This window comes from Gemmiger formicilis, from assembly GCF_016901605.1.
Classification (GTDB): domain Bacteria; phylum Bacillota; class Clostridia; order Oscillospirales; family Ruminococcaceae; genus Gemmiger; species Gemmiger formicilis_B.
The window spans coordinates 1-25,438 of sequence record NZ_JACJKP010000005.1 but is presented as its reverse complement, the minus strand read 5'-3'; the positions used below and the strand labels follow the sequence as shown (position 1 = coordinate 25,438).

Sequence of the window (25,438 nt, the reverse complement as noted above, 5' to 3'; positions counted from 1 at the left end):
CTTTCCTCCGGCAGCGGAATGCCGTTCATGGCACAGTACTCTGTAAACTGTTCCAGCAATTCATTCAGATTCAGGAACCGTGCTTCGCGCCGGGAATAACCCAACAAGCCAACAGCGATATACTTAAGCCGTGGGAAGTTGATTACTCGGTCGCCGTCAAAGCGCCGTTCTGGGGCATCGTCAACCCAGATTCGCTCAACATCGTCCGCATTGCTTTCAACGCCTGACGGCCTGATCCTTTTTTTCCGTAAAACTCCATAAAGGCTTCCTCTACGCTGGTAGCAAGTCCGCCCTGAAGGTCAGCAAAAGAAATAAGGCGTTTCACCATTTCAAGGCTGGGTGCCTCATTCTCTTTATGGTGTTCTTCATTATCCAGTTCTACACCTTCTCGGATCAGCAACCAGATAATGAATGCAGCTTCTTCGGGATCATTCAGTTTTTCGGCCACCTGCGTCAAATCGGAATACCGTTCCTGCAGTTCCTTCACATTCTGCAAGTCAAATAACGCAGGATATTTTCTCCCGCGCAGTACGATCTCAACCATAGCAATCATCCCTCCAGAATATTCAGGAATGTTTTCAGAGCGGTCAGCGCTGCATTGTAGTCATCGAAATCCTGTTTTTTCATAAACTCGCCTTTGGCGTTGCACTCTGCTGCGCCGGTCAGCTTCGTGGTGCCATAGCTCACTCCCTTACCGCTGGTGTTCAAAGTATCGCTGACCGGGTCGAAGCTTGCGCGGTAGTAACCGATCAAACGGTACACCAGTTTCCGCTCGGGAGTTTTCATCTTTCCCAGCGCTGCCACACGCACAGTGGCAGGGGTGTCCGTGTCTTTGCGCTCCAGAGTCTTTGTCGCTTCTTCATATTTGTGGCCGCCGAGTTCAGCCTCATCCGCAAGGCTAAGGTAGCTCCGGTCAATTGTCAGCTTGGCCGTCGGGGAACCGTTGTCCCGCTGTTCACGACGATCACCCGCCCAGAGCTCACCGCTCTCACTGTCATTCTCGCCGGCATAGCTGATAACAGCACGGGTGATCTTTCCGGTGCCCAAAGTTTCCTGTTCAGAACCATCATCACTGGTGGTAATCTTAATAGGGCAATAGCCGTAATACGGCAATCCGATATATGCCATTATTTATCCTCGCTTTCATTCCAATCGCAATTATCGTCTATCTCAGCCTCAACGAATGCGACATGGTGTTTGGTTTCGTTATCATATCCATACTCTGTCACGCCGATCACAAAACCGACATCTCGCAGAGCACAACGCATTTCTCTTGCACAGCGCTGCGGGCGATCTTTCGTGTACCAAGCTGCTCGCACTTGAAGCCCCTGCTGCTCATCACGGTCTCCAGCATAGACTTCCGGCCGATCATCCCGCACACTCAGAACAATATAGCTGTCTGGAAGTGGATCTTCTTCATTTTTCATAAAAGACACACTCTCGCACACATTCTCCAGTGCTTCGATGGCCGTATCAATTCCTGTCATAGTTTTCCTCTCTTACGCAAGACATCTTCCATAGCTGCACTTACAGCTCGCTGACAATCACTTGCCGCGCGATCCTGGAACGGTTGTGCGGGTTGCGTAGCCGTTCCATATTCAAGTGCTACCGCTTTTTGCATCTGCGCAACTTTGTCCTTGTGACCAGGGCTGGATCCATGCCCGGAATCGTAACCACTGAAGCTCACATCCAGGCCATAACCTCCGCCCTTTTTACGCTTTTTAGGTTTTCCGGCCTTAATACTGTTCACCAGGTGTTTATCCGCTCGGTTGCTTTTGTGCTCTCCAACGCGCTGTTTAAGTGCATCTGTCGCAATGGGTGCCGCTGCCGTCAACATCTCAGGTGCAATAGTATCCAGATCCGATATCCTAGCCAGCTGAGCAGAAACGTCTTCGCTCCATATCAGGTTCATTTTCACGGCAGGGCTCCTTTTGTCTGTGGCAAATCACTGACAGAGAGTTCCACTTTATCGCCGGTTTTATAGGCTCGCAGCACACTGTACAGGTTACCCTCCCATTGCACAACTTTTTCACCGTGGTACTCATCCGCATGAATAGAAAATACCGCGCTCAACGTAGTACCGGCAGCCTCTGCGGCAAAAAATTCACTCCACTTTACGGCCTTCTTTTCCCCATACACTGTACTTAACGGGGTATATTTATGCACCGTAACACCCTGTACTTTTTCAGGGGTGTCCTGCATCAAAACAATCTGTTCAGTCCAATACATGGCTCCCTCCTGTAAAAAAATTGCCGCCAGGGTTAATTTTCCCTGGCGGCATACCATAGAATGATCAATCCTCGGGCCAGTCCGTATAACCTGTAGTCGTCATAAGCTGTGCTTTTTGTTCATCATAGGAGGCTTTGAGTTTGTCGAAGTCCTCTGTCGGGTAAAAGTAAGCACGGCAATAGGTAATGACCGCGCGGCGAATCAATGGATCCTGTGTGTCCAAATTGGACACGCCCACACGTTTCAGATCTGCCAATGCAGCCTCAATCAGGTCTTGCAGTTCTTGCTGCAGATCTTCGGATAAACTTGTTTTGCGCAGTGCTGTTTTTACCCGACTCAACAGATCAATATCCACCATGGGTCATACCTTTGGTTAGGCGCTGGCCGGAATGCTCAGGGCCACAAAGCCGCCCTTCACAACCACATCGCCGCCCAGGTCCACATCACCCAGAATGGTATCCATCCGCTTGTCGAAGGCGAAATCAGAACTTACGCTGATTTCGTAGTCGCTGAACAGATCCAGCTCAAAGCAGGTAGGCACACCATAGAACATCGTTTTCTGCACAGCACCGGTCTGCGCCGTTCCGGCACAGGCAGTCAAAGCTTTCATCAGGCAATAGCGCACGCTCAGGCCGCCATCTTTGATGATACCGGTATTCGGGTTGTCGGTATCAGGGGTAATTTCATAGACGGCCTTTTTCTCGTTGGTTCCGCGCACATCGCCGAACGCGATGAGGTCTGCCTTGTTCAGCAAAAGATATGCGCCACCAACGACGCTCTCATCACCGCCATAGGCCAGGGCCAACTTGCGCAGCGTCGTAGCATCCACAACGCCTTTTTTCCCGCTGTCCAGATTGGCATCGATGGTGGAAACCAGGGTACTCGCCTGCATCTTTTTGGCGATTTCTGCCGCTGCGCGTTTGCGCAGGCTGTTCAAAGACTGTTCCCTCACCTTTGCCTCGTAAATCAACGGAGTCTGTTTCTTGGCCTGCTTACTGATCTGGGACAGAACCGCTACAGAAGTGGGTTTGATTTCCACAAAACCGAATGTTCCTTCCTTGGTTGTGGCGGAGCTGCCCTCGGTCTGATCACCAGCCGCGTCTGCTTCTACATCTTCGTAGGCCACCTTGTTGCTGCCCATGCCCTCGCAGTTCACGATCTTCACCAGATCCACAATACTGGATACCTTGGCACCAACACGGTCATTGATACCGGATACGGCCGTAGGAGTTGCCAGTTTTCCACCACTGACAAGCAATGCACGCGCCTCTTCGCAGTCGATGGTTTCACGGCGATCCTGGACGAAAGCAGCCGCGCGGGCTTCTGCACTGTTACCGGTGGGGTCTTCCAACGCAGCTCCGGCACCGTGGGCAACTTTGCCGGCAATAGCCAGACGGCGCTGCTCGTCCGCATTCTGACGCAGGCGCTTCTGAATCTCATCGGCCTCTTTTTCCAAGGCTTCCAGATCCGCATCCGGTTCACTCACCGCCGCACGGATCTCATCTGCCCGGGTACGCAGTTCATCGATGGTCATTTCTTCAATTTTCTTACGCATTTCATGCCTCCAAAAGTTTGATTTTGATACGTCTTGCGGTATTTGCCCGTTCCAGTCTCTCCGCCTTGATTTCGCCGATCACTCCGTCAGCGAATCTCCGGGCACTGATCGAGGTCATATCGTTGGCCGGGAGAGACACAACGCTGACATCGTACAGTTTCTTGATTTTCATAATCGTGCGGGTAACAATGGTCTTACCATTGTCACGGTCATACACAGTATCGCGCTTTTCCTCGGCCACGCGGTAACGGTAGCTCATCTTGGTAGAATACCCACCCTTAATTTCCTGGTAGATCTGGTTTCCCAAATCTGTTCCACCCAACTTTGCCACCGTTTTCAACCCCACATCATCGATGGGAAGTTCAAGAGTTCCGTTTTTATTCCGGGCAAACACGCGGCCTTCATGGTCGTACTGCATGATCACGTCCGACATATCGCAGCCATCAAAGGCATGCCGGTCCACGACTTCAATGAGCTTGTAATCTTCATTTTCATAAAGCACATAGGGCTGATTGAACAGGGTGGCATATCCTTCCACGATTTTATCCGTATCATCAGCCCTGGCTTCCATCGTCATGCTTCTGTATTCGCAGCCATCTTCCATACGGCGCAGCTGCATATCAGTGATCTTGGGTTCCATTTTTCGTTTCTTCTCCCTTCTTCACAACTGAACCATCGGTGCCAATCAAGTAGTACTCTCCGCGGATAGGGAGCCTCTTTCCCATTTCACCAGGAAGAGGCGGCAAATTAAATACTTCACGGATTTCATCAATCATGACGAAACCGCGATCGCCCATTTCTTTCGCGTAGTTGATTTTTTCATTTGTGCTCATGTACTGCAATCGATTGGCCGTCGCCATCAAAAGAGAACCAGCGGCACGCTCCCGCTCAGTAAAAAGCATTTTTGTGGCCACGTCAGAAAACTGTACACTGAAAGCCTCGATGCGGCCTTCATAAAATGCGCTCCAGGCATCTCCATAGGCCTTATTCTGCAGCACCTCTTCATTCATACCGAAATAGTCAAACACGCTGGTTCGAATGCGCTGCATTTCTTCAGTCGGTACTACATAAGGCTTACTTTCAAGCTGCTTGATATCGGTATAGGTGCTGGGGAACAGCAGCACCCCGCCGCCTTCTCCCTGTAAGTTTTCTTTACTGAAGCGCTGGCGTTCCTTCGCCAAATCTGCGTCACTGGAGAAGTTATTCATTTTAGCAGCAAAGCGGAAAGTGGCACCATTTTTTACTGCTTCTGAAATTCCCTGGTTCTGCAAATTCACCAGTTCCATTGTTGGAGTCAACGCCCGGTTGTTTTCGCCGAAGATATCACTTTTGTACTGAAACTTTGTCATGATGCCGCATCGCGACATTTCAATTGCCGCCTTTTGGCCGGTGCGGAAAGTATATCGAAGCCATGGTGCTCCACCATACTGCACAACTTCGCATCCAGACGGCAAAACAGGAAACATGCCTGTGGTTTCCCCAAATTCATTGAGCACGGGGACAATAAATGCTGTGTTCTGCATATCCAAAATAGTGCTCAACCGATACAAAAACTGGCCCCAGGTTTGCCACTCATTTGGTCCCTGCCGAAGTCTGGTCTGCAGCTTTGGGTTTGCACTTCCCTGAACTGTCACGCTCAGTTTGCTTATATGTGTCGCAGTAGCATTTACAACTGCACGCACGATTTCACTTTCATAGAGTTCACCACCCCAACTGGTAAAGGTAGGTGTATAGCCATCCAACGTAGTCCAAAAACCAGCCGTAGGTTTTCCCAATCTAATTTTTCCAAAGATGGACTGAAACAGCCCCATTGCATCACCCCGCGTTTCTTAACTGGGCGCCTATTTCGGCGTACCATTTTTGCCGCACTGTCATACCGTCTAAAAATGCAGCACACCCGTCGATATGTTCGTTGGCACTCAACTTTACCGGCTTGCGGCGGCCGCTGTCGGTTTCCACTTTCAGTGCCGTGTTCAGCAAGTGAACTTTCAGCAGATCATTGTCCCCTATGTTTATAGAACCGTCTTTCATTAGACCTTCCGTCTCTTGAATCACCGGTGTCAGATTAAATCCCTGGAACACATCATCCATGTGGAATCCATACTGTTTCATGTCCTGCACAAGGTATTGAGCTGTATAGCGGTCATAACCGACTTTTAGCGGATATATTTTGTATTTCTCGACCAAGGTTCGGAACCAGTTAAAGCAATCATGGTAGTCCACAAAATTCTCACCACTCAGGGTAAGGAGTCCCCGCTGCACGTACACGGAATAAGGCAGCCCATCGCGCTCAGTAGCTTCTTGCAGCTTTTCACCAGGAAGAAAGAAATGAGCCAGCACATATAGCTTTCTTTTCTTTTCGATGATAGCAACGCAGGCGGTTAAGTCAGTCGTTCGGCTAAGGTCGATTCCTCCAACACAATAACAGTTGCGGAAATCTTCCGGATTGATATGCGGTCCGCAAGCAAGCTGGACAATCTCTCCTGACAGCCACGCCTGACTTGAATTCTGCTTGATATTGCAATACTTTGTAAAGAACTCTGCCTTTTTGGAAAGGCTTCCTTCTGCAACTGCAATTTCTTCCAGCAGATAATCCACCGACACGGAAACACCCAAATTGGGGTTGGACTTGCGCAGCTCGTTTATATCGTTCCACTTGTCGATGTCATCGATCATGTAGAGGAACGGAGCCAAACGGCGTTCCCGGCTATCACCCAGCAAGAAGCGGGTACTGCGCTTGATCAGTTCATCATAGATACCCTCGTTCTCATAGCCGGATGTGGAGATGGACAGGATCAGCGGCTGTTTGCGGGCGCCCAGAGCCGATTTCATGACTTCATATTGCTTTAGTCCGGCCTGGCCGGGCCAGCTTGCAATCTCATCGCACACTGTCAGCAGCGGGTTGAAACCGTCGGATTTCTTGGCATTGAACGCTATTTTTTTCACACTGCTGTTTGTCTTGGCAATGTAATAATCGGATTTTCTGGGTTTTATTTTGGCAGCAAGTTCAGGCTCTTTCTGGATAGTTTGCCAGAATGCGGAATAGACAATTTCTGCCTGGTCCAGTTTCGGGGCCACACAGTAGACTTTCGCACCGTACTCACCATCCAGATAAATGCAGTAAGCGATAATAGCAGCTGCAAAAAGGCTTTTTCCGTTTTTTCTGGCGATGATTAGCACGACCTCGCGGAATTGCCGGAGGCCATCGGCACCAACAACACCAAAAACCACCGAAACAAAAGCCTTTTGCCAAAGTTCCAGCTTTAATAAGTCGTCCCGGCCCTCGCAATGGTGGCAGAACGTCTCAATAAAGCGGATCGCTTTGTTAGCTTTTTTTTGATCAAAGAAAAAGGACTGCGTTTGCAGTCCTTTCACTACATATTCATACATCAGGCGGACCCAACGGCCCACATTTTCGCTGCCGTCCAGAATTGCCTGATAGTACGCAAAAATGAAGTTAATCATCTTTCATCAACTCTGCTAGTTTGCCTTCAGGTGCCGGAGGCTTGCCCAGTTTGGTAAGGATTTCCAGCATAACGCCCAGGGTTTTGTTGGCACTGTCAACGTGTTTCGGCAACTCCCGAATGAGCGGATGGGCACAAACGTTTTCCCGGCCCTTGACATACTCTTTGCTGGTGATGAGATTTTTATCTCTTTGCAAGGTCTTTTTAATCTGCTGGATGACGGCGAACTGCATAGAATACTGTTCGGCGGCCTGAACAAACAGGGCGTTGTTATTCACGCCATATTTCCTGGCTTCTTCCATCAAATCCTGATAAGTTTTAGGTTTAGATGCCATATAGGCCTCCTTTCCAAAAAAATTCATGCATCATGGGAGAGGAATTTCTATCTAGGAGCGCCGGTCGCCCGGCCTCGCCCATTTTTTTGACCCCTGGGGGGCTACCCCCGAGGCGTCACCCTCCCCGACGCATCTACGCGGTAACGCTTGTGGGCTCCATGCCGTTTAGCATGGCAATCCCGGCACAACAACCGTAGATTTTCCCAAGACAATGCAACAGCGGGGTCATTGATGTTGGCCGGATTGAGCTCAACCATGTGATGGACAATTTCTCCAGGCTGGTATAAACCTTTAGCTAAACAATCCTCACACAAGCCTCCGACGCGGGAAACATATCCTTCACGGCATCGCTGCCATGCCTTGCTTTTGTAAAATGCTTTTGCAAACTCTCTCATTGTTTTGTGTCCACATTGGACACGCGCCCGCCGGGCCGTGTTCGTGTATTGGCACCGCATGCAGGTCTCGCACCTACATTGCCCGTCTCTATTGAGTGGCTATACGGCATATAAAGGCCCGGCAGTTTCGCATCGTTGAGAGGCTTGCCGGGATCTGTTTGAAGTCGCCCGCCGGAATCAAGCCGGACACCGCACTAGCAACAGCGCACCAGCGGCAGCATATAAAACAGCGGCATGCGCTCGCCAAAGCATGCCGCTGCTGTAAAGATCAACGTGTTCCCCATCACTGGGCGCATCTACTTGTACCCGGTGGGATACCAGCTTTTGAGCCGTCGAGGATGGGATACATACTGGGGATCTCTGCCGGTGCAGGGGATAGGCACCTTGCAAAAGTCCCAAAGGCAGGGCACAATGTACAGAATCCATCCAGGATAGAAAAACATTGGACCACCGCCTTTCTCAAAAATAGAACCCCGGCAGCGCACGGACGACGCTGTTTGTCATGTGTGTGACCATCTCCCGCCTGCCGGGGTCCCCGCCGGGCCTGCGCGCGGCGCAGCGGGTTGGAGCAAGTGAAGGGAGTCGAACCCTCGCTCTCAGCGTGGAAGGCTGATGTACTAACCATTATACGACGCTTGCAAAATGCAGGCGTTGCAGCCTGCGTAGATCCATACACGGGGCGACGCTTACGGGAAGCGCTGGACCTGTACCCCTAGGAGTTCATCATATGGACGTGGAAACCGTCTACCTGCTCTCTATCCGATTTCCATGGTACCATCTTATCAGTTTTTTTTGTCGCTTTCTATGTCCAGTTTGCATACGGAAATTTTATGGCGTTTGCAAACATACCGAAAATCGTAATTCATTTCCACAGATATTTTTTCCAACTTTTGCCCAAGAAGATACCGGCGACGCAGGATTTCATGGTCCCGGGCGTTTGTTACCTGCTCAATGGTTTCCACAATTTCCCGCCGGATAGCACCGCACATATTTATTTGGCATTCCAACTCCTGCTGTGCTCGCGTAATGCTTTCTACCGCTCGCGGCAATGCCTGACCATCAGAAGACCCGCCGGGCATGCCTGTCAACGCAGGCGAAACGTTATACGCGCGTTCCCGCAGCTCCTTCACTTCGTCTGATAGCTCTTTTTCCCGGTGTATACTTTCACGGTAGCGCCATAGCCATTGTTTTTTTTCATCATAGGTCATAGTCAATCGCTTTCTGCCCGGGCACGGGCCTGCAGATCTTCAGCAATTTTTGAAACCAAGTTGCTCATCCAGTCCCAAAGCTCACAGTATTTTGTATCTGTTCTTTCTCCTGTGATCCTGTTTACTCGCTCACCGCTGGAAGAAAAACGCGCCATAAAATATCTGCTGTATGGGAAAACACCTTGCTCGCTTTCCGGGTTTCGGCTTTCCTCATCAACGGCCACTACCATGCGGCCGCCGTCAAGAAAAACATATTCCCGAAAAACAAGCCCTAACTCTTTGGCCTGGGCAACTTTTTTCCACTCATCAAATCGTCCAAGTTCTGCCCGTGCCGCTTCAGTCCAATGTTCAGATTCTTCTTTTGCGGCTTTTTCGCGGCTTTTTTCGGCAGCGGCTTTTTGGAGTTCTGCTTTTTTCTCTTCCTCCGGTTGATAAAGTCTTTTTGCTCTGCTAAACATCTCGCGCAAATAAATGCTGCTTTCCGCCAATATTTCTGTTTGATCTTCCGGGTCAAGAATAATTGCTTTAAATCTATCGGCATATTCTTGTGAAATAACTACATTGTGATTTTCGCAAAGTATCGAATACGGCCCAGAAAGCAATCCATCTTTGCCATATGTATAATTATATTCATTTGCTCCAGCGTACTTAAGTCCGGATAAAAACTCTTTAAGAGGCCCTTTGACAAGCGCATCAATGACCGCAATCTTTTGCGATCCGCTAAGGGTCGGCATTGGCGCCCAAGCGTTTTTAGCGTATTGGACCTGCTGCACCTTGTACAGCTTGCTGCACTCAATTGCGCGATTCATTGAGATTTCACCACGGGCAAGCATTTCTTTTACTTCAGGTACACACCTCGTAGATACCATGTTCAGCCGGTTAATGGTGCCCGTTCCCTTGCCCAGTATTTCCGCGATAGCATCACGCACACGTCCGCTTAATTTTCCCGCCTCTTTCATTCGGCTTAATGCGTCCTTAAGAGCTTCATATTGACGGATTTTTTCAATATCTGTCAATTCCCGGGCCGTGGCGTTGGACGTGATCAGCGCCACTACTTCTTCGTCCCGACTATCGTAGTTGACAATAATGCAGGGCAGCCGGTCAAAACGGGCATCTCCGCCATTATGCAACCCCAAACAAGCAGTGTGCCGCCGGTGTCCGGCCACCAACATGTACTTGTTACCAGCCGGGGTGACTTCCAGCGGTGTGCGCAGGCCATATTTTGCAATGTTATCTTTCAACCCACTTACGTCACCGATCTCATAGATGGCGTTTTCAGGATTATCCACAATGTCCTCAATGGGCAACATGACAATGTCCATCCTGGAACCCGCCGGGCGGGTCACCTTGGATTGGTCACCCAGTACATCGTCAATCGAAAAGCCTTTAGACATTTATGTTTTCCTCCTTTGCAAGCGCGGCTTTGGCGGCATGTTCATGCAAAAACCACATTTTCCCTATTTTGTCAATTGGAAGATGTTTTGAGAATCCGTTTTTTCTTACAACAACGTACTCTCGCCTTTTCTTCCCGCCGCGATACGTTTCGTCCCTAAGGTGAATACCTGACACTGTTGCAGAATTCAAATGTGGGCACTTCCCATAATGCAAAATGTAAACCGTGTCTCCAATATTGCACGGTGAAACCAAGATTTTTCCTACCTTGTCAGCTTCCACCAGTTCCCGCAGCTGGTCAAGGTCGTAGGTTTCGCCAAGGATATCTTCAATTTGTGCAAGGCGATCAACAGCATTGCCTTTTAAATGCGCCGGTAGTTTTAGCTTTATGTAATTCCAAAATTGGTTACAGGCAATTACCCAATTTCCAGACGCATCTTTGTAACTCAACCTTTTCAACAATTTAGCCATGGTCTTCATCCCCGTGTTCATGCTCCATCGGGATAGGTTTGTCCGGCAGCTCACGCAACGCGGTACACTGCGGTTTATTTGCGGCCCAGGCAATCAGCGCCACTAAAAAGCCCGCCAAAAATGCACCAACAAATACCTCCACATAAAAAACCATCAATGTGCACCATCCTTTTGCGTGTCCACATTGGACACATCCAAACCGAGAACATCCAAAACCTCATCGGCCAGGTCTGCATAATCCTGGGTAGCGGTCCCGCCGGGGGCGTAATCGCGCAGGGCTTTGTGCGCGCTGCGGGCCTCTTTGACCTTGACGGTGTAACGGATCATGGATTTCATCACCAGCACACCAAGTTCTGCCACGTCCTTCACCACCTGCTTTTCGGCATTGGTGCGGTTGTACTTGGTCAGCAGCACTCCCATGAGCTTCAACCGGGGATTGTAGTACATGCGCAACTTGTTCATCTGGTCCAGCACTTCCCGCAGGCCGTCGGTGGCCCATTCGTCGCAATCCACCGGGATAATCACCCAGTCAGCTGCACACAGGGCGTTGATGCTGCCCATATCAAGATCCGGCGGGCAGTCCATCAGGCAAATATCAAACAGGTCCTGAACCTGTTCCAATGCATCCCGAAGCCGGATTTGCTGCGGTTCTGTGGTATCCAGCAATACCTGCTTGTTTGCAGCCAGCAATCGCATGTTGGCGGGAACCAAATTGACCTTTTGTGTATCGGTGACCTGCATGGTGTAGGCAATTCCATGTGCACAAGTCAAAATGTCCGCCGTGCTGGGCTTGTCATAATCCAGGGCGTTATAAAATTTCGTGGTGTTGGCCTGCTTGTCCAAATCTACCACAAGCACCTGCAGGCCACGGGCCGAAAACTCAGCTGCCAAATTGATGGTGGTGACGCTTTTGCCCACACCGCCTTTCAGGTTGATAATTGCAATCTTTTCCATAGTTTCCTCCTAAAACTCATTCCTCCGGGAATCTCGGCCCGGCTTCGCCGCCTTCATCCTGGGGGTAAATCGACCCCTCAGGCAACCAATCATGGTATTGGGGGCGCCATTGCATGTGGATCTCACCTAGACCGCCTTCCCGGTTTTTCCCAACCATCACACCGCTGGGGCGGTAATCGTCAGTGTCATGCAGTTCATCCGACATATCCGCCGGGATGTTTTGTACAAACATAACCACGTTGGCGTCCTGTTCAATCGTGCCGCTGCCGCGAAGATCCGCCAGGGAAGCATATTTCCCGCCAGTGCGCACCACTTGCCGGTTAAGCTGGCACAGCTCCACGATCACAATGCCCATCTGCATGGCCAGAACTTTCAGCTGCCGGGTAATATCACTAAGCCGCTCGTACTCCTTAGCGCGCGGATCACCGGCAATCAGACCGATGTGGTCAATAAAGGCAATGTCGGGCTTATGTTTCAGCAGTCGCGCCCGGATGCTCTCCACAGTCATGTTGGCACCGTCCTCCAGTACCATGTTGTGGTGATGCTTCAAGGCCTGCCGGGCATTGTCGATAATGGCAAATTCATCCGCGCTTAAAGTCTTGTCCCGCATTTTGGCGGCATCAATCCTGCAAGCCTTGGATAGGATGCGGGTCATCAGCTTTTCAGCAGTTTCCTCCAAAGTCAGGTAGTAGGTGTGGTAGCGTTTAGAAAACCTTGCTGCCAGATTGATAGCAAAATCAGTTTTGCCGCAGCCGGGCCGACCGGCCAGCACCACCACGTTGGTGCGCTCAAACATTCCAAACCGGTCCACAGGCTTCCACCCGGTTTTCAGTGTGTTGTCTGGCTTATGTAGCCCTTCAACCGTCCGATCCAGAACAGCGTCAAATTCCTGGGCACTGCTGTCCAGCTGCTGGGCCGCTATAGCATCCTGGATATTCAACGCCGCCCGCAGTTTGGCGCAAATCGCGTCGCTGCTATCTCCACTCATCTGGGCCTCGGCCATGGCGGCTTGAATCAAACTCTGCCTCCAGTCTTCAATGATCAGAGTTTCGTAGTCCGCTACATGGCTCACACTAGGGCAGGTCTGGGCTGCAGTCAAGATCAACTGCCGGTGCTGATCACCGGCTCGGTGGGCAACAGTCAGAGGGTCAACGCCTTTACCCTCAAACGACAACTGGTAGATCGCGGTAAAAACATCACGCAGCGCGCCTTGCTCAAACATGGCCGGGGACATACGCATAATACTGTCCCTGGCTTCTTTTGGGACCAGCAGGGCAGCGCCGATAAAAGCCAGCTGGTGCTGCTGGGCTGGTGACAGCTTGCTCATGGTTTACGCCTCCCGTTTGCCGCCCGCCGGGCGGTCACGTTTGTGGTTTGGAATCTTCCGCCGGGATGCAGCCCGGTCTTTGCCTTCTTTGGCATGGGCAGCCATCATCGTCTTGTACTGACGATAAGCCCCACCGTCGTGGCGACGTTTACTGCTGTTCATTCTCGCCGCCTTTCTTTACAGGCCATTCAAACCCAAAATCACTTCTCTTGATTTTGCATTGAGGCTTTCCATCTTTCCAAAAGACAAGCCCCTCAATTTCATGGTTTTCCAAATATTGCTTAATTCCAGAAAAAGACCGCTCAACATATACGATTTCCGTTCCATGCTTAACCAGTCTGTCCTCCGGCAAATTGTAAGGATTGCCCTGAAAATGAGGGCCAATTGCCTCATATGTGCCATCAATGAGACCTTCATGCCGCCCAGCAACATAGCAATCATCCAAGGTATAAATAAAAGCCAACCTAAACCATTTGTCAGACGGATTGTTGTAGTCCACTTTTATCCAATGCGGCCAATGTCCTGTAATAGCGTCAGGCTCCGGCTGGCAAGGAATTGCCCCAATGGGAGGCTTTTTTCCTTTCTTTGCATCGTACCGTTTGTACAGTACCCCGTTAATAATCGCGCAGCAAGAACCGTCAATTTTAACAGTTGCAACGCCTTCTCCATTTAGAACCCAATCCATGCCTTCATGGACCGAATCTGTAATGCCAACAATCTTATGCCCGCAATAAAGACGGTCAAACAAAGTAGGAATTTTTTTCATAAAACACCATGCCCTCAAAAATACTTGCTGATATCCTCATCCGGCCCGATCTGGCGCGGCGCCGGCGCGGCCCCGCCGGGCGATGCATGTACCACGGGTTTGTCCGCAAACTCATATTTCAGCGGGAAGAGTCCGTCCCAACCTCGCTCCATGCTTTGATCCAGCACCGCCACCTTGTAGCCGTCCACATCGGAAACACTGGCCTCTTTCGCCAGGGCATCCAACCGCCTGCACACCCTCACGGCGCCCTCAATGGAAAGCGGCTTCTTTTTTCCTTCCCGGTGTCGGATAAAATCGCCTAGGGTATTCAGGAGGGCTGGGTGTCCATCAGCATACTCTGCAAACACATCCTCCGGGGATTTCTTCGCGCGCGCGCCCGCGTGTATTGATATATCTTGTAATAATCTATCTTGTAATAATCTACCCGCATTTTTTTGCGGGGGGGTGGCGCATTTTTTTGCGGGGGTCCCCCCGCAATTTTCTGCGGGGGTGGCGCATTTTTCTGCGGGGGTCATCGGCACACATGCCATCCCAACCAGCGGGCTGATTCTTCTTTCTGCCCTTGGTTCGCCGGCTCCACCACCAACCTGAACAATCGAGATAAACCCACAATCCTGTAGGTGCTTCAACCAGCCCTGCACCGTTCTGGTGCTGGCATCAAACAGCGTCTCAAAATATGAGTTGGTCGCATAGCAGTAACCAGTCACATTCGTCAATGCACAGATTTCCGCAAAAAGAAGTTTCTCTGCCGGTTTGAGCCTTTTGTCATACCTGACAGATGCCGGTATTGTCGCGTAAAATGTAGGCGTTTCCATAATTTTTACCTCTAAAAATGGCCGACCTTAATACAGGGGCGCGCCGCACGCTTTTTCAGCGCGTCCCTGCCAGGTCTTTTTCACGCTCATAACAGCTTTTTGATTTTCAAAAAACTGTTAGATACCAATCCTATGATTACCGGGGTATACCAACACATGAATCCTACAAATAGAATCAGATGTCAGGATACTTTCAATGTGCCGGAAGGCCAGATACTGCCCTTTCAATTCAGCCTTCTGTATCGGATCGGTGGCCACTTGCATCTGTTTCCCATACTCACGGCCCCACTCGGTAACATAGTCCAATAAAGCCTTTTGCTTCATAAACGTTCTCCAAAATCAGAAGGGTAAATCTTTCTTCATCGTCGGAAATCACCGCATAGGGATCATCGTCCAGAGCACTCGTCTGGCGCTGCGCTGGCGCAGCGTATGCGGTGCCCTGCTGCGTTTCCGCAGCGGTCTTCCCCCCGGCAAAATTCAGAGAGTTGGCCACGATTTCCACCACAGTGCGGTTGTTCCCGTTCTTGTCCTGGTAAGTCCGGCTCTGCAGGCGGCCCGACACAGCAATCAGCTGCCCTTTGCCGAACCACTTATACACAAAGTCGGCCAGCTTGTCCCAGGCCACCACGTCCAGCCAATCGGTCTGCATCTGGCCGTTGGCATCCTTGCGGCCCCGGTCACAGGCAATGCGGAAGGTTGCCACGCTCTTTCCGGTGGTAGTCTGACGCATCTGAGGGTCAAAGGCCAGACGGTCCATAATAGCAACTACATTCAGCATCCCGGTACCTCAGATCATAACAACAACCTTGCCCGCTTCAATCTCTGCGTCCAGTGCGTCGCTCAACCAGGCTGCAATGCTGCGTTTGGCTTCCAGTTTCCAGGCGCCGCCGTCAGCCTCAAACAGGCCCGCTCTGCCGTACTCATCCACCCGCAGCAGGAACTTGCTCACCGGCTGGTCGATCTCCAGGAAGGTGCGGAACGGCTGCAATTCCACAATAGGCTTGACAGGCACTGTATCTTTCAGCACCACGCCGGTTTTGACGGTGGCCTCCTGGGTCACGCCGTTGTCGGTGCTCTTGACGCCCTGGGTCACGTCGATCTTGCTCAACAGGTCCAGCAGATAATCACGGTCCGGGGTGGCGTTGTGCAGGCTCTGCAGCTCAATGATGGCCTGTTGCTGGTCCATGTACTGGCCCACCGTAATGCGGGGCACATCCGCCTCTGCAGTGTAAAGGCGCCAGCGATCATATTTGCGGGCGCGTTCCACACGGTCGCCCAAATAGTCGCTCCAAACAGCCACATGGCGCTGGTCTTCCACCTGCACCAACAGCTTTACATCCAGCCGCGCCCCTTCCTCTTTGATGATCCGCACCAGGCCGCTGAGCGTGTCCACGCAAAAATCCTTCGGACGGCTGGGTGCGGTGTCCACCAATACCAACTCCTGGGACGCATAAGTATACGGCCCGATCTGGTACGTCTTCGGTGCTGCCATCTCCAAAATGCGGTCAATGGCGTCTTTCAAAAAACTTTCTCCCATGGTATGTACCTCCTTAGTACGTCATGCGCCCCACCTTGGCAATAGCGGGTTCGGGGCTTTCCCCGCCGTCCATGTCGATCTGGCCCGGCACCTGCGGCATCATTTCCGCCATCAGCAGTTCACCGCCCCGGCCCTTGGTAATGCACAGGGTAGTTTTGATAGGTGTCACCGGGGCCAGGGTAGCTTTGGCCTGTACATCCATATCCAGGCGCTCCCGGTATTCATCCGGCTCAAAGACCATCGTCAAAACAATTTTCCGCTTTGCGGTGGCCTTGGTACTGGGGTCCATCACGTTGCAGATTACCCGGTCAACCTCACGGTCTACCACCTCTGCAATGCCGCCCATAGCCATTTCCAAAATGCTTTTTTTATTGGCAATTTCCAACGTCCAATCCTCCTTTGCGAATCAGTTTCCCGTCCACATAAGTTTTGTACCCAGCGGCCCTCATATCGGCCAGCAGGGAAGAAGAAGGCACACAGCAGACATCCACAGTCCACATCACCACCCGGCCGGTCTTGTCTTTGATTTCAAACCGCATGGGGGGCCTCCTCCTGCACACGCTTGATCAGCTTGTCCAGCATCCCGGCGCCGTGCCTAAGGTCAAACGCGCGTTTGGCATCCCGTTCCAGGCGCCAGCGGGCCGTGGCGTTAAAATGCACGCCCAGGGGCGGCTCATTGTGGTGGCGGTGACATAAGTAGACCTTCAGGCCGTAGTGCTCGGATAGGGGCCGCAGCGGGCCGCCAAACACATGGTGTTCTTCCAAATTTGTGGTGGTATACAGGTTGTAATCTTTTTTGCAAATATAGCAATATCGGCCCACCTGCATAATGCTCTTAGCCATCCCGCTGCAACCTCCAATCTCTGTATTGCTGGGTAGTCTCGGCATCGCTCACGCCCATCTCGGCCAACCGGTCAAAAATGCGGTCGATAAACTCGGCCATTTCCGCCCGGGTAAATGTGCTGCTGCCCAGACCCACTCTGACTACACACACATCATCACTTAGCAGCTCTTGCACATCTACCACTTTTCGCTCATTGCGGATAATCGGTAGCGCCTTAACAGGCACCTGCCATATTTCGGTGTCAATTCCGGCCTCATCCAACATATTCAGATAGCATGACTCTGCTGTCATGTTTCCGTAATGCTTTGCCATTTTTGTAAGCAAAACCCACATAAGTCTGTTTTGCTGTAGCGTGCGGCGGTCCCGCACAGGCCGGATCTCGATTTCCACCGCCAGGGGCTGGCCACGTGCCTTGGCTTCCAGCTCGGCGTACATCCGCTGTTCTTCCAGCAGATATCCACCGTCCGTCTGGAACCGTCCCCGGCCGCCCGCCGGGCCAGGCTCATACCAGGCGGCCAGGTGCGCGATCAGCTTTTTTGCCATAACAGTTTCTTCCCATTCGGTTTTGTAAACTGCACCAGTGTAAGATCCCCGTTTTCATATCCCAATTCTGTGCAGGTCAAAACATCGTCCATCACATATCCCTTAATCCGGTCGCTACCGGGAAGAGCGTCCGGAATAATATGCACCTGTTCCGCCGACAAGCGCATGAAGGGCATCCGCAGCACCGGCAGGGCCACGCCCCACAGGCTGGCAGCCGCCAGGAAGCTGCTGTCACATTCATCTTGTGCCGGGTCTCCGGTCACATGATAGGTGGAAATCGCGCAGGCATCGCGGTAAACAAGTTCGTCCGATGTATTGTCTGAGATACCAACACCACAATAGAGAGCGCGCCCACAGGCATAGTGCCGGACCGCATAAGACAGGGAACACACGCTGTCATATTCTTCCAAAATGCTGCGTACCGCATCCACCTTGGGCCACAGGCGCACCCGCACCCAATCCTTGGTTGTCTCCAGCACCTGCAGCACCACTTCATCCGCCCGCAGCGGGCGGTCCAGGCGCGGGATTTTGCTTTCTTCAGCCATTGTTTTCCTCCACTTCCGGGCCAATGTAGGCCCCGTTATCATCGTAGTGCGCCGGGTCCGCCCAGGGGCTGTCCCAGCCTTTGATGGCTCCGCCCAGCATAGCGGCCTCGGTGCGGCGGTCAACGCCGTGCTTGGCATTCAAGGCGTCCACGTTCTCGCGCAAAGCCACGCCATACAGCGTGCTGTCTCCCCGGTAAATCTGCACCGGTGCCCGCGTTTTAGGCCCGATGCTGTAGCAGCAGTCTGGCAGACCCGCCGGGTATTGTTTGTCCATAGTATCCTCCTTATCTCCACCACCGCCGTATGACGGTGTACATATCGACATAACTATTCTGCTACAAAGTAGTCACCCACCTCATAGCTGTTGTACTGGCTTTCGGACACTTTCCAGCGGGCGGTTTCTCTTTCGTCCCCGTCACCCTGGAAAATGGAAAAGTACCAAGAATCGGGAACAGGGTTTGAATGCACGACAGGGACAAGAACTTTCTCTGCCACTATAAATTGCGTCCACGTTACGGTATGTGCCGGTTCAAACTTCTTCTCGTAGATTGTTCCCTCAGAGATTTTCTCTTCACACGAACAAAGAGAAAAAGCCAAAAGAACAGCGCCAACCAAAGCCACAGCTTTTCGCATCGTTCTCACCTCCCCGTGTTCATACTGAACACATTCAGAATCCAACTCCATTTGTAACTTTCCAGTCTCTGGCCAAAAGATCTTCTGCCCTGGGCTGCCACCCGGGCCGGGGATTTTCTGTTGCAGGGCTGTAATACAGGCAGCCATCAGGCGTATCGGTAGGCTGAATATAAATGGGACGTTCCCCGGTTTCATGCACAACATTTTCCCATAAAGTTCTTGTCAAAAAAGGATGGGTAATATCCCGTGCCATCATGGCCTCGTAAATATCCATCTGCCTCACCCTTCCGCGTTCAAATCCGGGAACACATCGGCCAAAGTTTCATCCTCTTCTTCGTACCGGTCTGCCCGATCCAGCCGGCAGCATTCGCTGCAAGGGCGCTCATCCCGTTCACAGTCGATATGCATACACCCTTCGCAGCCCCCCTCAATTTGCTGGGCATCCTGCGCCGAAATCTGCTCCCTCATTGCGTGAAGCTCATTTAACCGCTGCTGGGCCGCTTTCAGCTCATCGCTCAAATTCGACATTGCCGTTTCCGAAGAAAGCACACATCTTGTAAACATAGTGGTGTAGGCCTGAACAGCTCCCATAAAAGCAACGTGGACAGCCTGTTCATCATAAAGGTATTCGTACCTGCTTCCCATAACATCCTCCCCGTGTCCAATGTGGACACATTGCAATAAAAGGATTATCGCAAAAAATTATCGCGGATAAGTTTGCGAAGCCTGACGGCTGCATCGGCCTCTTGCTGATGATAGTCAGCCATAGACTCTGCCAACGCGGCGTGTTTATCGTGGTACTCTCCCAACGCACTAAGAATTGTCAGCCAATCGTTAATGGAAATGTCCTCCATCGCCATCACCTCCCCGTGTGAAATGTGGACACATCACTTAGCAGATCTGCCGGGCAAGAGCCGTGGCAGGGATACGCTTGTCTCTCCCCTGCCCTATCCAGCCTTTCAAATTGCGGGTGACCTTACGAGTTGCCGCCGGGTCTGTTCCATAAACGATATGGGCTGCTTCCGCCACGGTCACCAACTCGCCACTGGCCTCATGCCGGATGCGTTCCAGCGCATCCCGGTAACCTTCTTTTTCTCTTGCCATGGGTACCTCCTTCCTGTGTCAAATGTGGGCACAAACTCATGCGGACTGCTGGCCCTGAGGCGGAGTAGAAACCACCAGGCCCAGAGTCTCGGCTACACCCAAAACATACCCGGCTGCCAGCGGGGACATGTTCTGCATCTTGGTGACCTGCGCCTGCAGGTCTGCCAACTTCTTCGCATCAATCTGAACCATCATGATATTGGTACCTCCTTCCAACCTTGTTAACTCTTTGCAATATCATATTAGCACATCGCGATACATTATGCAAGGCTTTCACAGGAAAAAATATTGCATTGCGTTATATCATGTGATATAATGCAGACAAGGGAGGTGAACAGGAATGAATGAACGCATCAAGAAATTGCGACTTGCGTTAAATCTTAATCAGACAGAATTTGGATTGCGCATTGGTGTAAAGCAAACCACTGTTGCGGGTTATGAAAATGGAAGCCGTGCACCTATTGATGCAATTATCACTTCCATTTGCCGAGAATTTGGCGTTTCTGAGGATTGGCTTCGCACCGGCGCTGGTGGCGATGACGCTATGTTTGTAAAAGTAAGCAAGGATGAGGAAATGGACTTTATATTGGGCCAGATTAGCGGTAGTCGGGACGAGACCATCAAGCGGTTCATCCGGGCCTACTGGAACCTGGAAGAAAACGAAAAGGCCGTCATCAGAAAACTGATTGACAGCCTTTCCCAGCAATAAAAAAGCCCCGGTCGGGCCGGGGGTAATCTTTTACTGATCCTGTTTTTTATTCTCTGACTTTTCCCTTCCAATGGCATAGGCAAGCAGAGCTCGAAGGAACCCTTCATCGTTTCTTTGAATGATTCTTAACAGTTCTTCTAAGTACATGAGCGGCTCCTTTCAAGTTTAACACCTCAATCATTTGACAACATTATACACAACCATCCGTTGTTTGTATATGTGCAATTTTCACAGTATTTTTAATGTTTTTTCCACCAACAAACAACCTATTGTTGTTAATTGTGAATTCACCGGCATCAGCCGGAAATCATAAGGAGGTAAATTATGGCTACTGAATTGGATAGGTATATTGTTTGGACGTTTTCGCAAGAATGCCCTATCCCTGAGGACGTAGATAAAATGCTTATTCCTGGGGAAACGGCTGTATGCGCGTATAGAACAATTCGCGACATCGCCATCTTCACTTCTAAAAGAATTATTGTTCGGGATGCACAGGGAATCACTGGCAAGAAGGTTGAAGTTTATACCTTACCATACTCCTCCATTAACATGTATTCAACGGAAAATGCAGGCACATTTGATGTGAACAGCGAAGTTGAGTTGTGGACAAAAGCCGGCCATATCAAAATCAATCTGTCGCCAAAATGTAAAATCAGAAAGCTCGACAAGGTTCTTGCAAATGCAATCCTTTCAGAATAATTGCAAATATAATTTCACAATAATGAACAATGTCTAAATTGAAAGTAAGGCCGTCGGCCTCTGTTGTCAATTGTAAAGGAGTGCATAGTTATGAACCCTAGAGAGCAAAAGATATGGTATCTTTTCCCCCGACAGTACGTAGCTGCAATGTCATCTATTACTCTTGTTGAATTAAAAGCGAAATATAAAATCAACGGAGTAAAAGTAGATAAAACCTATAACATCGTTGCAAATATCCGTCCCTCCGCGTATTATCCAACAGGTAAATCTATTGTCTTATGCAAACTTTGCGATGACATGATATACAACCCCGATACAGGTGAATGGGTGTATTTTTCCGACATAGAAGAAGCTCGTGATTTGCTACTTCGTTGCGTAAAAGCTTCGTGTACTACCGCATCCTTTGGTTGCTGTTCGAAATACGAAGAGTGCAGTAATAAAGGGCAGTGCGTTCACGAAAATCCATTTTACTCTCTTGGCTGTGTTTATAGGTCCCGCTTAGAAAGTGGCTCCATTTTTTATGGTGAAAACTGTAATATTTAAATGATGTTTTCTTTTGCTGGCGGAGGTTTGCAATGGATAGAGAAGGAAAAGGAAGTAGCTTAATTGGACTTCCATTAGATTATACTGTAATCGATGTCGAAACTACCGGTATTGATTACACCTATTGCGAAATCATCGAGATTTCCGCTATAAAAGTGTGTAATGGTTTGGTAGTAGACCGCTTTTCCTCCCTGGTTCAACCCACCCCGTATTTTGAAGAAGGTAATACAAAAGAGGTGTATGTCGATTCCTTCATAACAGCTTTAACTGGAATTACAAATGAAATGTTGGTATCAGCTCCTAAGCCCTTTACTGTCTTGCCACAATTTCTATCCTTTGTGGGTAATTCTGTTTTAGTGGCTCATAACGCAAATTTTGATATAAACTTTCTTTATGATGCCTGCAATCGGCTAGGCATGAAGTTTTCGAACAACTTTATTGATACATTGCGTATCTTCAGAAAAGCTTTACCAAATCTATCGCATCATAGGCTTCTGGACATTTCCAATGAACTTGGTATATCTGTCAACTGCTACCATAGAGCGGAAGCGGACTGTCTGACCACTAATATGTGCTATTTGGAAATACGAAGCCGAATTCTCGCCAATCAATCCGAGGAACAATTTGTTTCCAGCTTTAAAAAGCATCGCCATAGTGTAAAGCTGGATGCCAATGATATTGTACCTCAAACAAACGATTTTGATGAAACCCACCCATTGTATGGTAAGACGGTCGTTTTCACAGGTGCCTTAAGCTGTATGACTAGACGCGCAGCAATGCAGCTTGTAGCGAATGTAGGTGGAGAGAACGGGAATTCTGTAACAAAGAAAACAAACTATCTCGTTATCGGATCTGAAGAATTTGCAAGTAGCGTGAAAGATGGTAAAACAACCAAGATGAAGAAAGCCGAGGATTTGCGTTTAAAGGGAAACGAAATCACAATCATTTCTGAAGCCGCATTTTTCGATTTACTTGAAACTTCGTAAAGTATGATAATTCTAAGTTTTCTGTGAATATCCATAGAGAAGGATATATTCACAAAAAAGCAAGAACAAAAACAAAAAGCGCTCACGGTGTTGGCGCACCGTGAGCGTTAAAATAGATCAGCTTGCCCTTATGGAACAAACGACCCTGCAATCGTATTGTACCACCTCTGGGCAGGCTTGTCAAAGTGTACCCATGAGGAGGTTAATATGGCAAACGTGAAGAGACGATCCAATGGCCTGATTGAGCGCTGCCGGGTCATCAATGGTAAAAAGCGCCACTTTTATGGTAAGACCGCAAGGGAAGTTCAGTGTAAAATAGATGCAGCAATTGCAGAGGCGGCGGTCACAATAGAAAAAGGCTCGCCGTTCAGCGAGGTTGCCGATGCTTTCTGGCGTAGCAAAGAGCCTACCATTAAGTACGGATCCCGCCGGGGATATCGGCATAAAGTGGAAGTGGCAAAAGATTGGTTTGGCCAGCAAGGTATGCGTGAAATCACCAGTACTGATATCAACCGCTATCTAAGCCGCATGGCTAATCAAGGATATTCGTACAAAAGCATTGCCGGACAGAAGTCGATCCTGTCTATGATATGGCAGTATTGGTGCGCTGAAATGCGCGGCGATTGCAACCCATGTTCCCTGCTGAAGCTTCCTCAAGGTCTCCCTCAAACTAAGCGGCGTGCCCCTGATGATGAGGAAGTCAATACGGTCAAAGCCCATCCAGAAGGTTTTGGACTATGCCCCGCAATCATGATGTATGCCGGGCTGCGTTTGGGTGAAGTAATGGCTTTGCAAAAAAAGGATCTTGCCAATGGAGCCATCCATGTAACCAAAGCGGTGGTTTGGCATAACAACTACCCCGAACTGGAAAAGCCAAAGACAGAAAGTGCCTACCGAACTGTTCCAATCCTAAAACCTTTGCAGGCCGCTCTGGCCAATCGTTTGGATAACTTAAAGGACGATGACTTTCTCTTTGGTGGAAAGCAACCTTTTACAAAAAGTCGTTATCAGAATGCCTGGCTCCAGTACTGCATCAGTATCGGTCGTGCCCACGACAGTGGCAAGCGATATAAAACCGGAAAGAAGTCCAGAGACGGAAAAGAGCTCTACAAGATCGTTATGGAGCCTGACTTTACTGCCCATCAGCTGCGCCATGAATTTGCCAGTACTCTGGTACAGTGTGGAATCAGCCCACAGGTGGCCAAGGAACTCATGGGGCATGCGGATATCCTTACGACGCAGCGTTGGTACGCTGAAGCAAAAACCAGCGCTATCGATGAAGCAGCCGAAATACTAAATGCACATTTTGGTTCGTAACATGGCCGTACAATATGTAATTTTATCGACATTCCATATAATTATCTAGGTTCAAATCTCTCTTACTCCGCCAACAAAACCCGCGAAACCTGAAAAGGTGTTCGCGGGTTTTGTATTTGTATCACACATTTTTTCTATATCAAAAGGACGCACCTGCTCCATCAAGCGGGTACGTCCTTTTATTTTATAACACCGTTTTTGGGCGGCTTAGTTTTCAGCCGGGAGCAGAATATCATTGGCCACCGGCGTGAGGAAACGCGCGCGGAAAGTTTCCAGATCCGGGCACTGCGGCAACAGATGCATGGTTTTGGTAACGACTGCTTCCATGGTCATATCGTAGGCTTCAATCACGCCGTAGGTTTGTTTGATCTGATGCCCCACCTGATACACGCTCATATCGCTGCCTTCATAGATCACCTGGGTGGTCATAATGACCACTTTTCCGGCTTCGATCCAGGCGCCAACCTCCCGGGCAAAATCCGCAGATGCATAATAAGGTACGCCGCCGACACCAAAGCCTTCCACGATCAGTGCATGGTAAGCCGGGCGCAGCAGACGCAGCACGTCGGGACGCACACCGGGAATGAGCTTTAACACAAAAACCTCGGGGTCCAGCGCCGTGCAAAGCGCAGGTTTGCCCAGATGCTGCGGCGCCGGAAACACCGGATAAACGCGGCGGTCCCGAATCCGGGCCACTTCCGGGTACCCGATGCTGGAAAAAGCATGGTAGCTCTTGGTGCGCAGCTTTTTGGCACGTGTTCCCAGCATCACCTGCCCGTCAAAGACGATGGTAACGCCCCAGGCGCAGGCAGACGCCGCATAGAGGAATGCATCCAGCAAATTGCGGCGGCCGTCGGTTTCCCGCTCCCCGATGGAGTTTTGGGCGCCGGTGAGCACAATGGGCTTACGGGAATCGGGCAGCATATAGCTGAGCGCTGCTGCCGTGTAGGCCATGGTGTCGGTGCCATGGGTCACCACAAAACCATCGTATTCTTCATAGTGGTTCCAGATTGCCTGCGCAATCTGTTTCCAGTGATCCGGGTGGATATTGGTGCTGTCCAGCTGAA

41 protein-coding genes and 1 tRNA gene are annotated in these 25,438 nt (G+C 50.3%); 5 read left to right on the top strand and 37 right to left on the bottom strand.

Annotated elements, in window-relative coordinates; genetic code table 11:
• Positions 1-142 precede the first annotated feature (142 nt).
• The 36 genes from H6B10_RS00995 to H6B10_RS00825 form a co-directional block, all read right to left on the bottom strand.
• Positions 143-544 carry a hypothetical protein gene (locus tag H6B10_RS00995; protein WP_204649049.1) on the bottom strand — a complete coding sequence of 134 codons (402 nt, stop codon included), beginning with the start codon at positions 542-544 and terminating at the stop codon, positions 143-145.
• 5 nt (positions 545-549) lie between these two features.
• A complete protein-coding gene (locus H6B10_RS00990) occupies positions 550-1,128 on the bottom strand; it encodes a hypothetical protein (RefSeq protein ID WP_204649048.1) in 579 nt (192 codons plus the stop codon).
• On the bottom strand, positions 1,128-1,487 hold the full coding sequence (locus H6B10_RS00985) for a hypothetical protein (protein ID WP_204649047.1): 360 nt from the start codon (positions 1,485-1,487) through the stop codon (positions 1,128-1,130). Before H6B10_RS00985 ends, H6B10_RS00990 begins: the two co-directional genes overlap by 1 nt.
• Positions 1,484-1,918: a hypothetical protein gene (locus H6B10_RS00980; protein WP_204649046.1), complete on the bottom strand. Its 435-nt coding sequence runs from the start codon at positions 1,916-1,918 to the stop codon at positions 1,484-1,486. Before H6B10_RS00980 ends, H6B10_RS00985 begins: the two co-directional genes overlap by 4 nt.
• Positions 1,915-2,286: a phage head closure protein gene (locus H6B10_RS00975; protein ID WP_204649045.1), complete on the bottom strand. Its 372-nt coding sequence runs from the start codon at positions 2,284-2,286 to the stop codon at positions 1,915-1,917. Before H6B10_RS00975 ends, H6B10_RS00980 begins: the two co-directional genes overlap by 4 nt.
• A gap of 7 nt (positions 2,287-2,293) precedes the next feature.
• The gene (locus H6B10_RS00970) at positions 2,294-2,587 is read right to left on the bottom strand and encodes a phage head-tail connector protein (RefSeq protein WP_243427203.1); all 294 of its coding nucleotides are present in this window, start codon (positions 2,585-2,587) and stop codon (positions 2,294-2,296) included.
• A gap of 15 nt (positions 2,588-2,602) precedes the next feature.
• Positions 2,603-3,784: a hypothetical protein gene (locus H6B10_RS00965; protein ID WP_204649044.1), complete on the bottom strand. Its 1,182-nt coding sequence runs from the start codon at positions 3,782-3,784 to the stop codon at positions 2,603-2,605.
• Position 3,785: 1 nt separating this feature from the next.
• Positions 3,786-4,424: an HK97 family phage prohead protease gene (locus H6B10_RS00960; RefSeq protein WP_243427202.1), complete on the bottom strand. Its 639-nt coding sequence runs from the start codon at positions 4,422-4,424 to the stop codon at positions 3,786-3,788.
• On the bottom strand, positions 4,405-5,595 hold the full coding sequence (locus H6B10_RS00955; RefSeq protein WP_204649043.1) for a phage portal protein: 1,191 nt from the start codon (positions 5,593-5,595) through the stop codon (positions 4,405-4,407). Before H6B10_RS00955 ends, H6B10_RS00960 begins: the two co-directional genes overlap by 20 nt.
• Before the next feature lie 4 nt (positions 5,596-5,599).
• Complete coding sequence (locus H6B10_RS00950) at positions 5,600-7,249, bottom strand: terminase large subunit (protein WP_204649042.1); 1,650 nt, start codon at positions 7,247-7,249, stop codon at positions 5,600-5,602.
• Positions 7,242-7,583 carry a hypothetical protein gene (locus H6B10_RS00945; protein ID WP_204649041.1) on the bottom strand — a complete coding sequence of 114 codons (342 nt, stop codon included), beginning with the start codon at positions 7,581-7,583 and terminating at the stop codon, positions 7,242-7,244. The genes H6B10_RS00950 and H6B10_RS00945 overlap by 8 nt, the downstream gene beginning before the upstream one ends.
• 101 nt (positions 7,584-7,684) lie before the next feature.
• On the bottom strand, positions 7,685-7,978 hold the full coding sequence (locus tag H6B10_RS18665) for an HNH endonuclease signature motif containing protein (protein WP_204649040.1): 294 nt from the start codon (positions 7,976-7,978) through the stop codon (positions 7,685-7,687).
• Between the two features lie 564 nt (positions 7,979-8,542).
• A tRNA-Gly gene (locus H6B10_RS00935) sits at positions 8,543-8,617 on the bottom strand.
• 143 nt (positions 8,618-8,760) lie between these two features.
• The gene (locus H6B10_RS00930; protein WP_204649039.1) at positions 8,761-9,186 is read right to left on the bottom strand and encodes a hypothetical protein; all 426 of its coding nucleotides are present in this window, start codon (positions 9,184-9,186) and stop codon (positions 8,761-8,763) included.
• A 2-nt stretch (positions 9,187-9,188) separates the two neighbouring features.
• Entirely contained in the window at positions 9,189-10,580 is a 1,392-nt protein-coding gene (locus tag H6B10_RS00925) for a ParB/RepB/Spo0J family partition protein (RefSeq protein WP_204649038.1), read from the bottom strand.
• Positions 10,573-11,049: a hypothetical protein gene (locus H6B10_RS00920; RefSeq protein WP_204649037.1), complete on the bottom strand. Its 477-nt coding sequence runs from the start codon at positions 11,047-11,049 to the stop codon at positions 10,573-10,575. Before H6B10_RS00920 ends, H6B10_RS00925 begins: the two co-directional genes overlap by 8 nt.
• Complete coding sequence (locus H6B10_RS00915; protein ID WP_204649036.1) at positions 11,042-11,206, bottom strand: hypothetical protein; 165 nt, start codon at positions 11,204-11,206, stop codon at positions 11,042-11,044. Before H6B10_RS00915 ends, H6B10_RS00920 begins: the two co-directional genes overlap by 8 nt.
• Positions 11,203-12,003, bottom strand: coding sequence for a ParA family protein (locus H6B10_RS00910; protein ID WP_204649035.1), 801 nt, complete (start codon positions 12,001-12,003; stop codon positions 11,203-11,205). Before H6B10_RS00910 ends, H6B10_RS00915 begins: the two co-directional genes overlap by 4 nt.
• 16 nt (positions 12,004-12,019) lie before the next feature.
• Complete coding sequence (locus H6B10_RS00905) at positions 12,020-13,330, bottom strand: replicative DNA helicase (protein ID WP_204649034.1); 1,311 nt, start codon at positions 13,328-13,330, stop codon at positions 12,020-12,022.
• A gap of 3 nt (positions 13,331-13,333) precedes the next feature.
• Positions 13,334-13,492 (bottom strand): hypothetical protein, encoded by a 159-nt coding sequence (locus tag H6B10_RS00900; protein ID WP_204649033.1) that lies wholly within the window; start codon positions 13,490-13,492, stop codon positions 13,334-13,336.
• Complete coding sequence (locus H6B10_RS00895) at positions 13,479-14,096, bottom strand: hypothetical protein (protein WP_204649032.1); 618 nt, start codon at positions 14,094-14,096, stop codon at positions 13,479-13,481. The genes H6B10_RS00900 and H6B10_RS00895 overlap by 14 nt, the downstream gene beginning before the upstream one ends.
• A gap of 14 nt (positions 14,097-14,110) precedes the next feature.
• Positions 14,111-14,911: a helix-turn-helix domain-containing protein gene (locus H6B10_RS00890; protein WP_204649031.1), complete on the bottom strand. Its 801-nt coding sequence runs from the start codon at positions 14,909-14,911 to the stop codon at positions 14,111-14,113.
• Between the two features lie 277 nt (positions 14,912-15,188).
• On the bottom strand, positions 15,189-15,689 hold the full coding sequence (locus H6B10_RS00885) for a single-stranded DNA-binding protein (RefSeq protein ID WP_204649030.1): 501 nt from the start codon (positions 15,687-15,689) through the stop codon (positions 15,189-15,191).
• Between the two features lie 9 nt (positions 15,690-15,698).
• Positions 15,699-16,448, bottom strand: coding sequence for a hypothetical protein (locus tag H6B10_RS00880; RefSeq protein ID WP_204649029.1), 750 nt, complete (start codon positions 16,446-16,448; stop codon positions 15,699-15,701).
• Positions 16,449-16,461: 13 nt separating this feature from the next.
• On the bottom strand, positions 16,462-16,833 hold the full coding sequence (locus H6B10_RS00875) for a hypothetical protein (RefSeq protein ID WP_243427201.1): 372 nt from the start codon (positions 16,831-16,833) through the stop codon (positions 16,462-16,464).
• The gene (locus H6B10_RS00870) at positions 16,817-16,987 is read right to left on the bottom strand and encodes a hypothetical protein (protein WP_204649028.1); all 171 of its coding nucleotides are present in this window, start codon (positions 16,985-16,987) and stop codon (positions 16,817-16,819) included. The genes H6B10_RS00875 and H6B10_RS00870 overlap by 17 nt, the downstream gene beginning before the upstream one ends.
• Positions 16,977-17,291, bottom strand: coding sequence for a hypothetical protein (locus H6B10_RS00865; RefSeq protein ID WP_204649027.1), 315 nt, complete (start codon positions 17,289-17,291; stop codon positions 16,977-16,979). Before H6B10_RS00865 ends, H6B10_RS00870 begins: the two co-directional genes overlap by 11 nt.
• Complete coding sequence (locus H6B10_RS00860; RefSeq protein ID WP_204649026.1) at positions 17,284-17,835, bottom strand: hypothetical protein; 552 nt, start codon at positions 17,833-17,835, stop codon at positions 17,284-17,286. Before H6B10_RS00860 ends, H6B10_RS00865 begins: the two co-directional genes overlap by 8 nt.
• Positions 17,820-18,380, bottom strand: coding sequence for a hypothetical protein (locus H6B10_RS00855; protein WP_204649025.1), 561 nt, complete (start codon positions 18,378-18,380; stop codon positions 17,820-17,822). The genes H6B10_RS00860 and H6B10_RS00855 overlap by 16 nt, the downstream gene beginning before the upstream one ends.
• Entirely contained in the window at positions 18,373-18,654 is a 282-nt protein-coding gene (locus tag H6B10_RS00850) for a hypothetical protein (protein WP_204649024.1), read from the bottom strand. Before H6B10_RS00850 ends, H6B10_RS00855 begins: the two co-directional genes overlap by 8 nt.
• Positions 18,655-18,707: 53 nt before the next feature.
• Positions 18,708-19,013 (bottom strand): hypothetical protein, encoded by a 306-nt coding sequence (locus H6B10_RS00845; RefSeq protein ID WP_204649023.1) that lies wholly within the window; start codon positions 19,011-19,013, stop codon positions 18,708-18,710.
• Positions 19,014-19,047: 34 nt separating this feature from the next.
• A complete protein-coding gene (locus tag H6B10_RS19020; protein ID WP_430661747.1) occupies positions 19,048-19,266 on the bottom strand; it encodes a Thoeris anti-defense Tad2 family protein in 219 nt (72 codons plus the stop codon).
• Between the two features lie 26 nt (positions 19,267-19,292).
• A complete protein-coding gene (locus H6B10_RS00840) occupies positions 19,293-19,658 on the bottom strand; it encodes a hypothetical protein (protein WP_204649022.1) in 366 nt (121 codons plus the stop codon).
• 44 nt (positions 19,659-19,702) lie between these two features.
• On the bottom strand, positions 19,703-19,867 hold the full coding sequence (locus H6B10_RS00835) for a hypothetical protein (protein ID WP_204649021.1): 165 nt from the start codon (positions 19,865-19,867) through the stop codon (positions 19,703-19,705).
• 37 nt (positions 19,868-19,904) lie between these two features.
• A complete protein-coding gene (locus tag H6B10_RS00830) occupies positions 19,905-20,117 on the bottom strand; it encodes a hypothetical protein (RefSeq protein ID WP_204649020.1) in 213 nt (70 codons plus the stop codon).
• 36 nt (positions 20,118-20,153) lie between these two features.
• Positions 20,154-20,312, bottom strand: coding sequence for a hypothetical protein (locus H6B10_RS00825; protein ID WP_204649019.1), 159 nt, complete (start codon positions 20,310-20,312; stop codon positions 20,154-20,156).
• Between the two features lie 145 nt (positions 20,313-20,457).
• Between H6B10_RS00825 and H6B10_RS00820 the strand changes: the two genes are divergently transcribed.
• The 5 genes from H6B10_RS00820 to H6B10_RS00800 all read left to right on the top strand — a co-directional run bounded on the left by H6B10_RS00820 (position 20,458) and on the right by H6B10_RS00800 (position 24,371).
• Positions 20,458-20,826, top strand: a complete 369-nt coding sequence (locus tag H6B10_RS00820) for a helix-turn-helix domain-containing protein (protein ID WP_204649018.1) — start codon at positions 20,458-20,460, stop codon at positions 20,824-20,826.
• A 324-nt stretch (positions 20,827-21,150) separates the two neighbouring features.
• Positions 21,151-21,525 (top strand): PH domain-containing protein, encoded by a 375-nt coding sequence (locus H6B10_RS00815; protein ID WP_204649017.1) that lies wholly within the window; start codon positions 21,151-21,153, stop codon positions 21,523-21,525.
• 90 nt (positions 21,526-21,615) lie between these two features.
• On the top strand, positions 21,616-22,068 hold the full coding sequence (locus tag H6B10_RS00810; RefSeq protein ID WP_204649016.1) for a hypothetical protein: 453 nt from the start codon (positions 21,616-21,618) through the stop codon (positions 22,066-22,068).
• Positions 22,069-22,100: 32 nt separating this feature from the next.
• Positions 22,101-23,054 (top strand): exonuclease domain-containing protein, encoded by a 954-nt coding sequence (locus H6B10_RS00805; protein ID WP_204649015.1) that lies wholly within the window; start codon positions 22,101-22,103, stop codon positions 23,052-23,054.
• Between the two features lie 207 nt (positions 23,055-23,261).
• Positions 23,262-24,371 (top strand): tyrosine-type recombinase/integrase, encoded by a 1,110-nt coding sequence (locus H6B10_RS00800; RefSeq protein ID WP_204649014.1) that lies wholly within the window; start codon positions 23,262-23,264, stop codon positions 24,369-24,371.
• 207 nt (positions 24,372-24,578) lie between these two features.
• Here the strand turns inward: H6B10_RS00800 and H6B10_RS00795 are convergent.
• On the bottom strand, positions 24,579-25,438 hold an 860-nt coding region (locus H6B10_RS00795; protein WP_204649013.1), incomplete at its 5' end, for an asparaginase.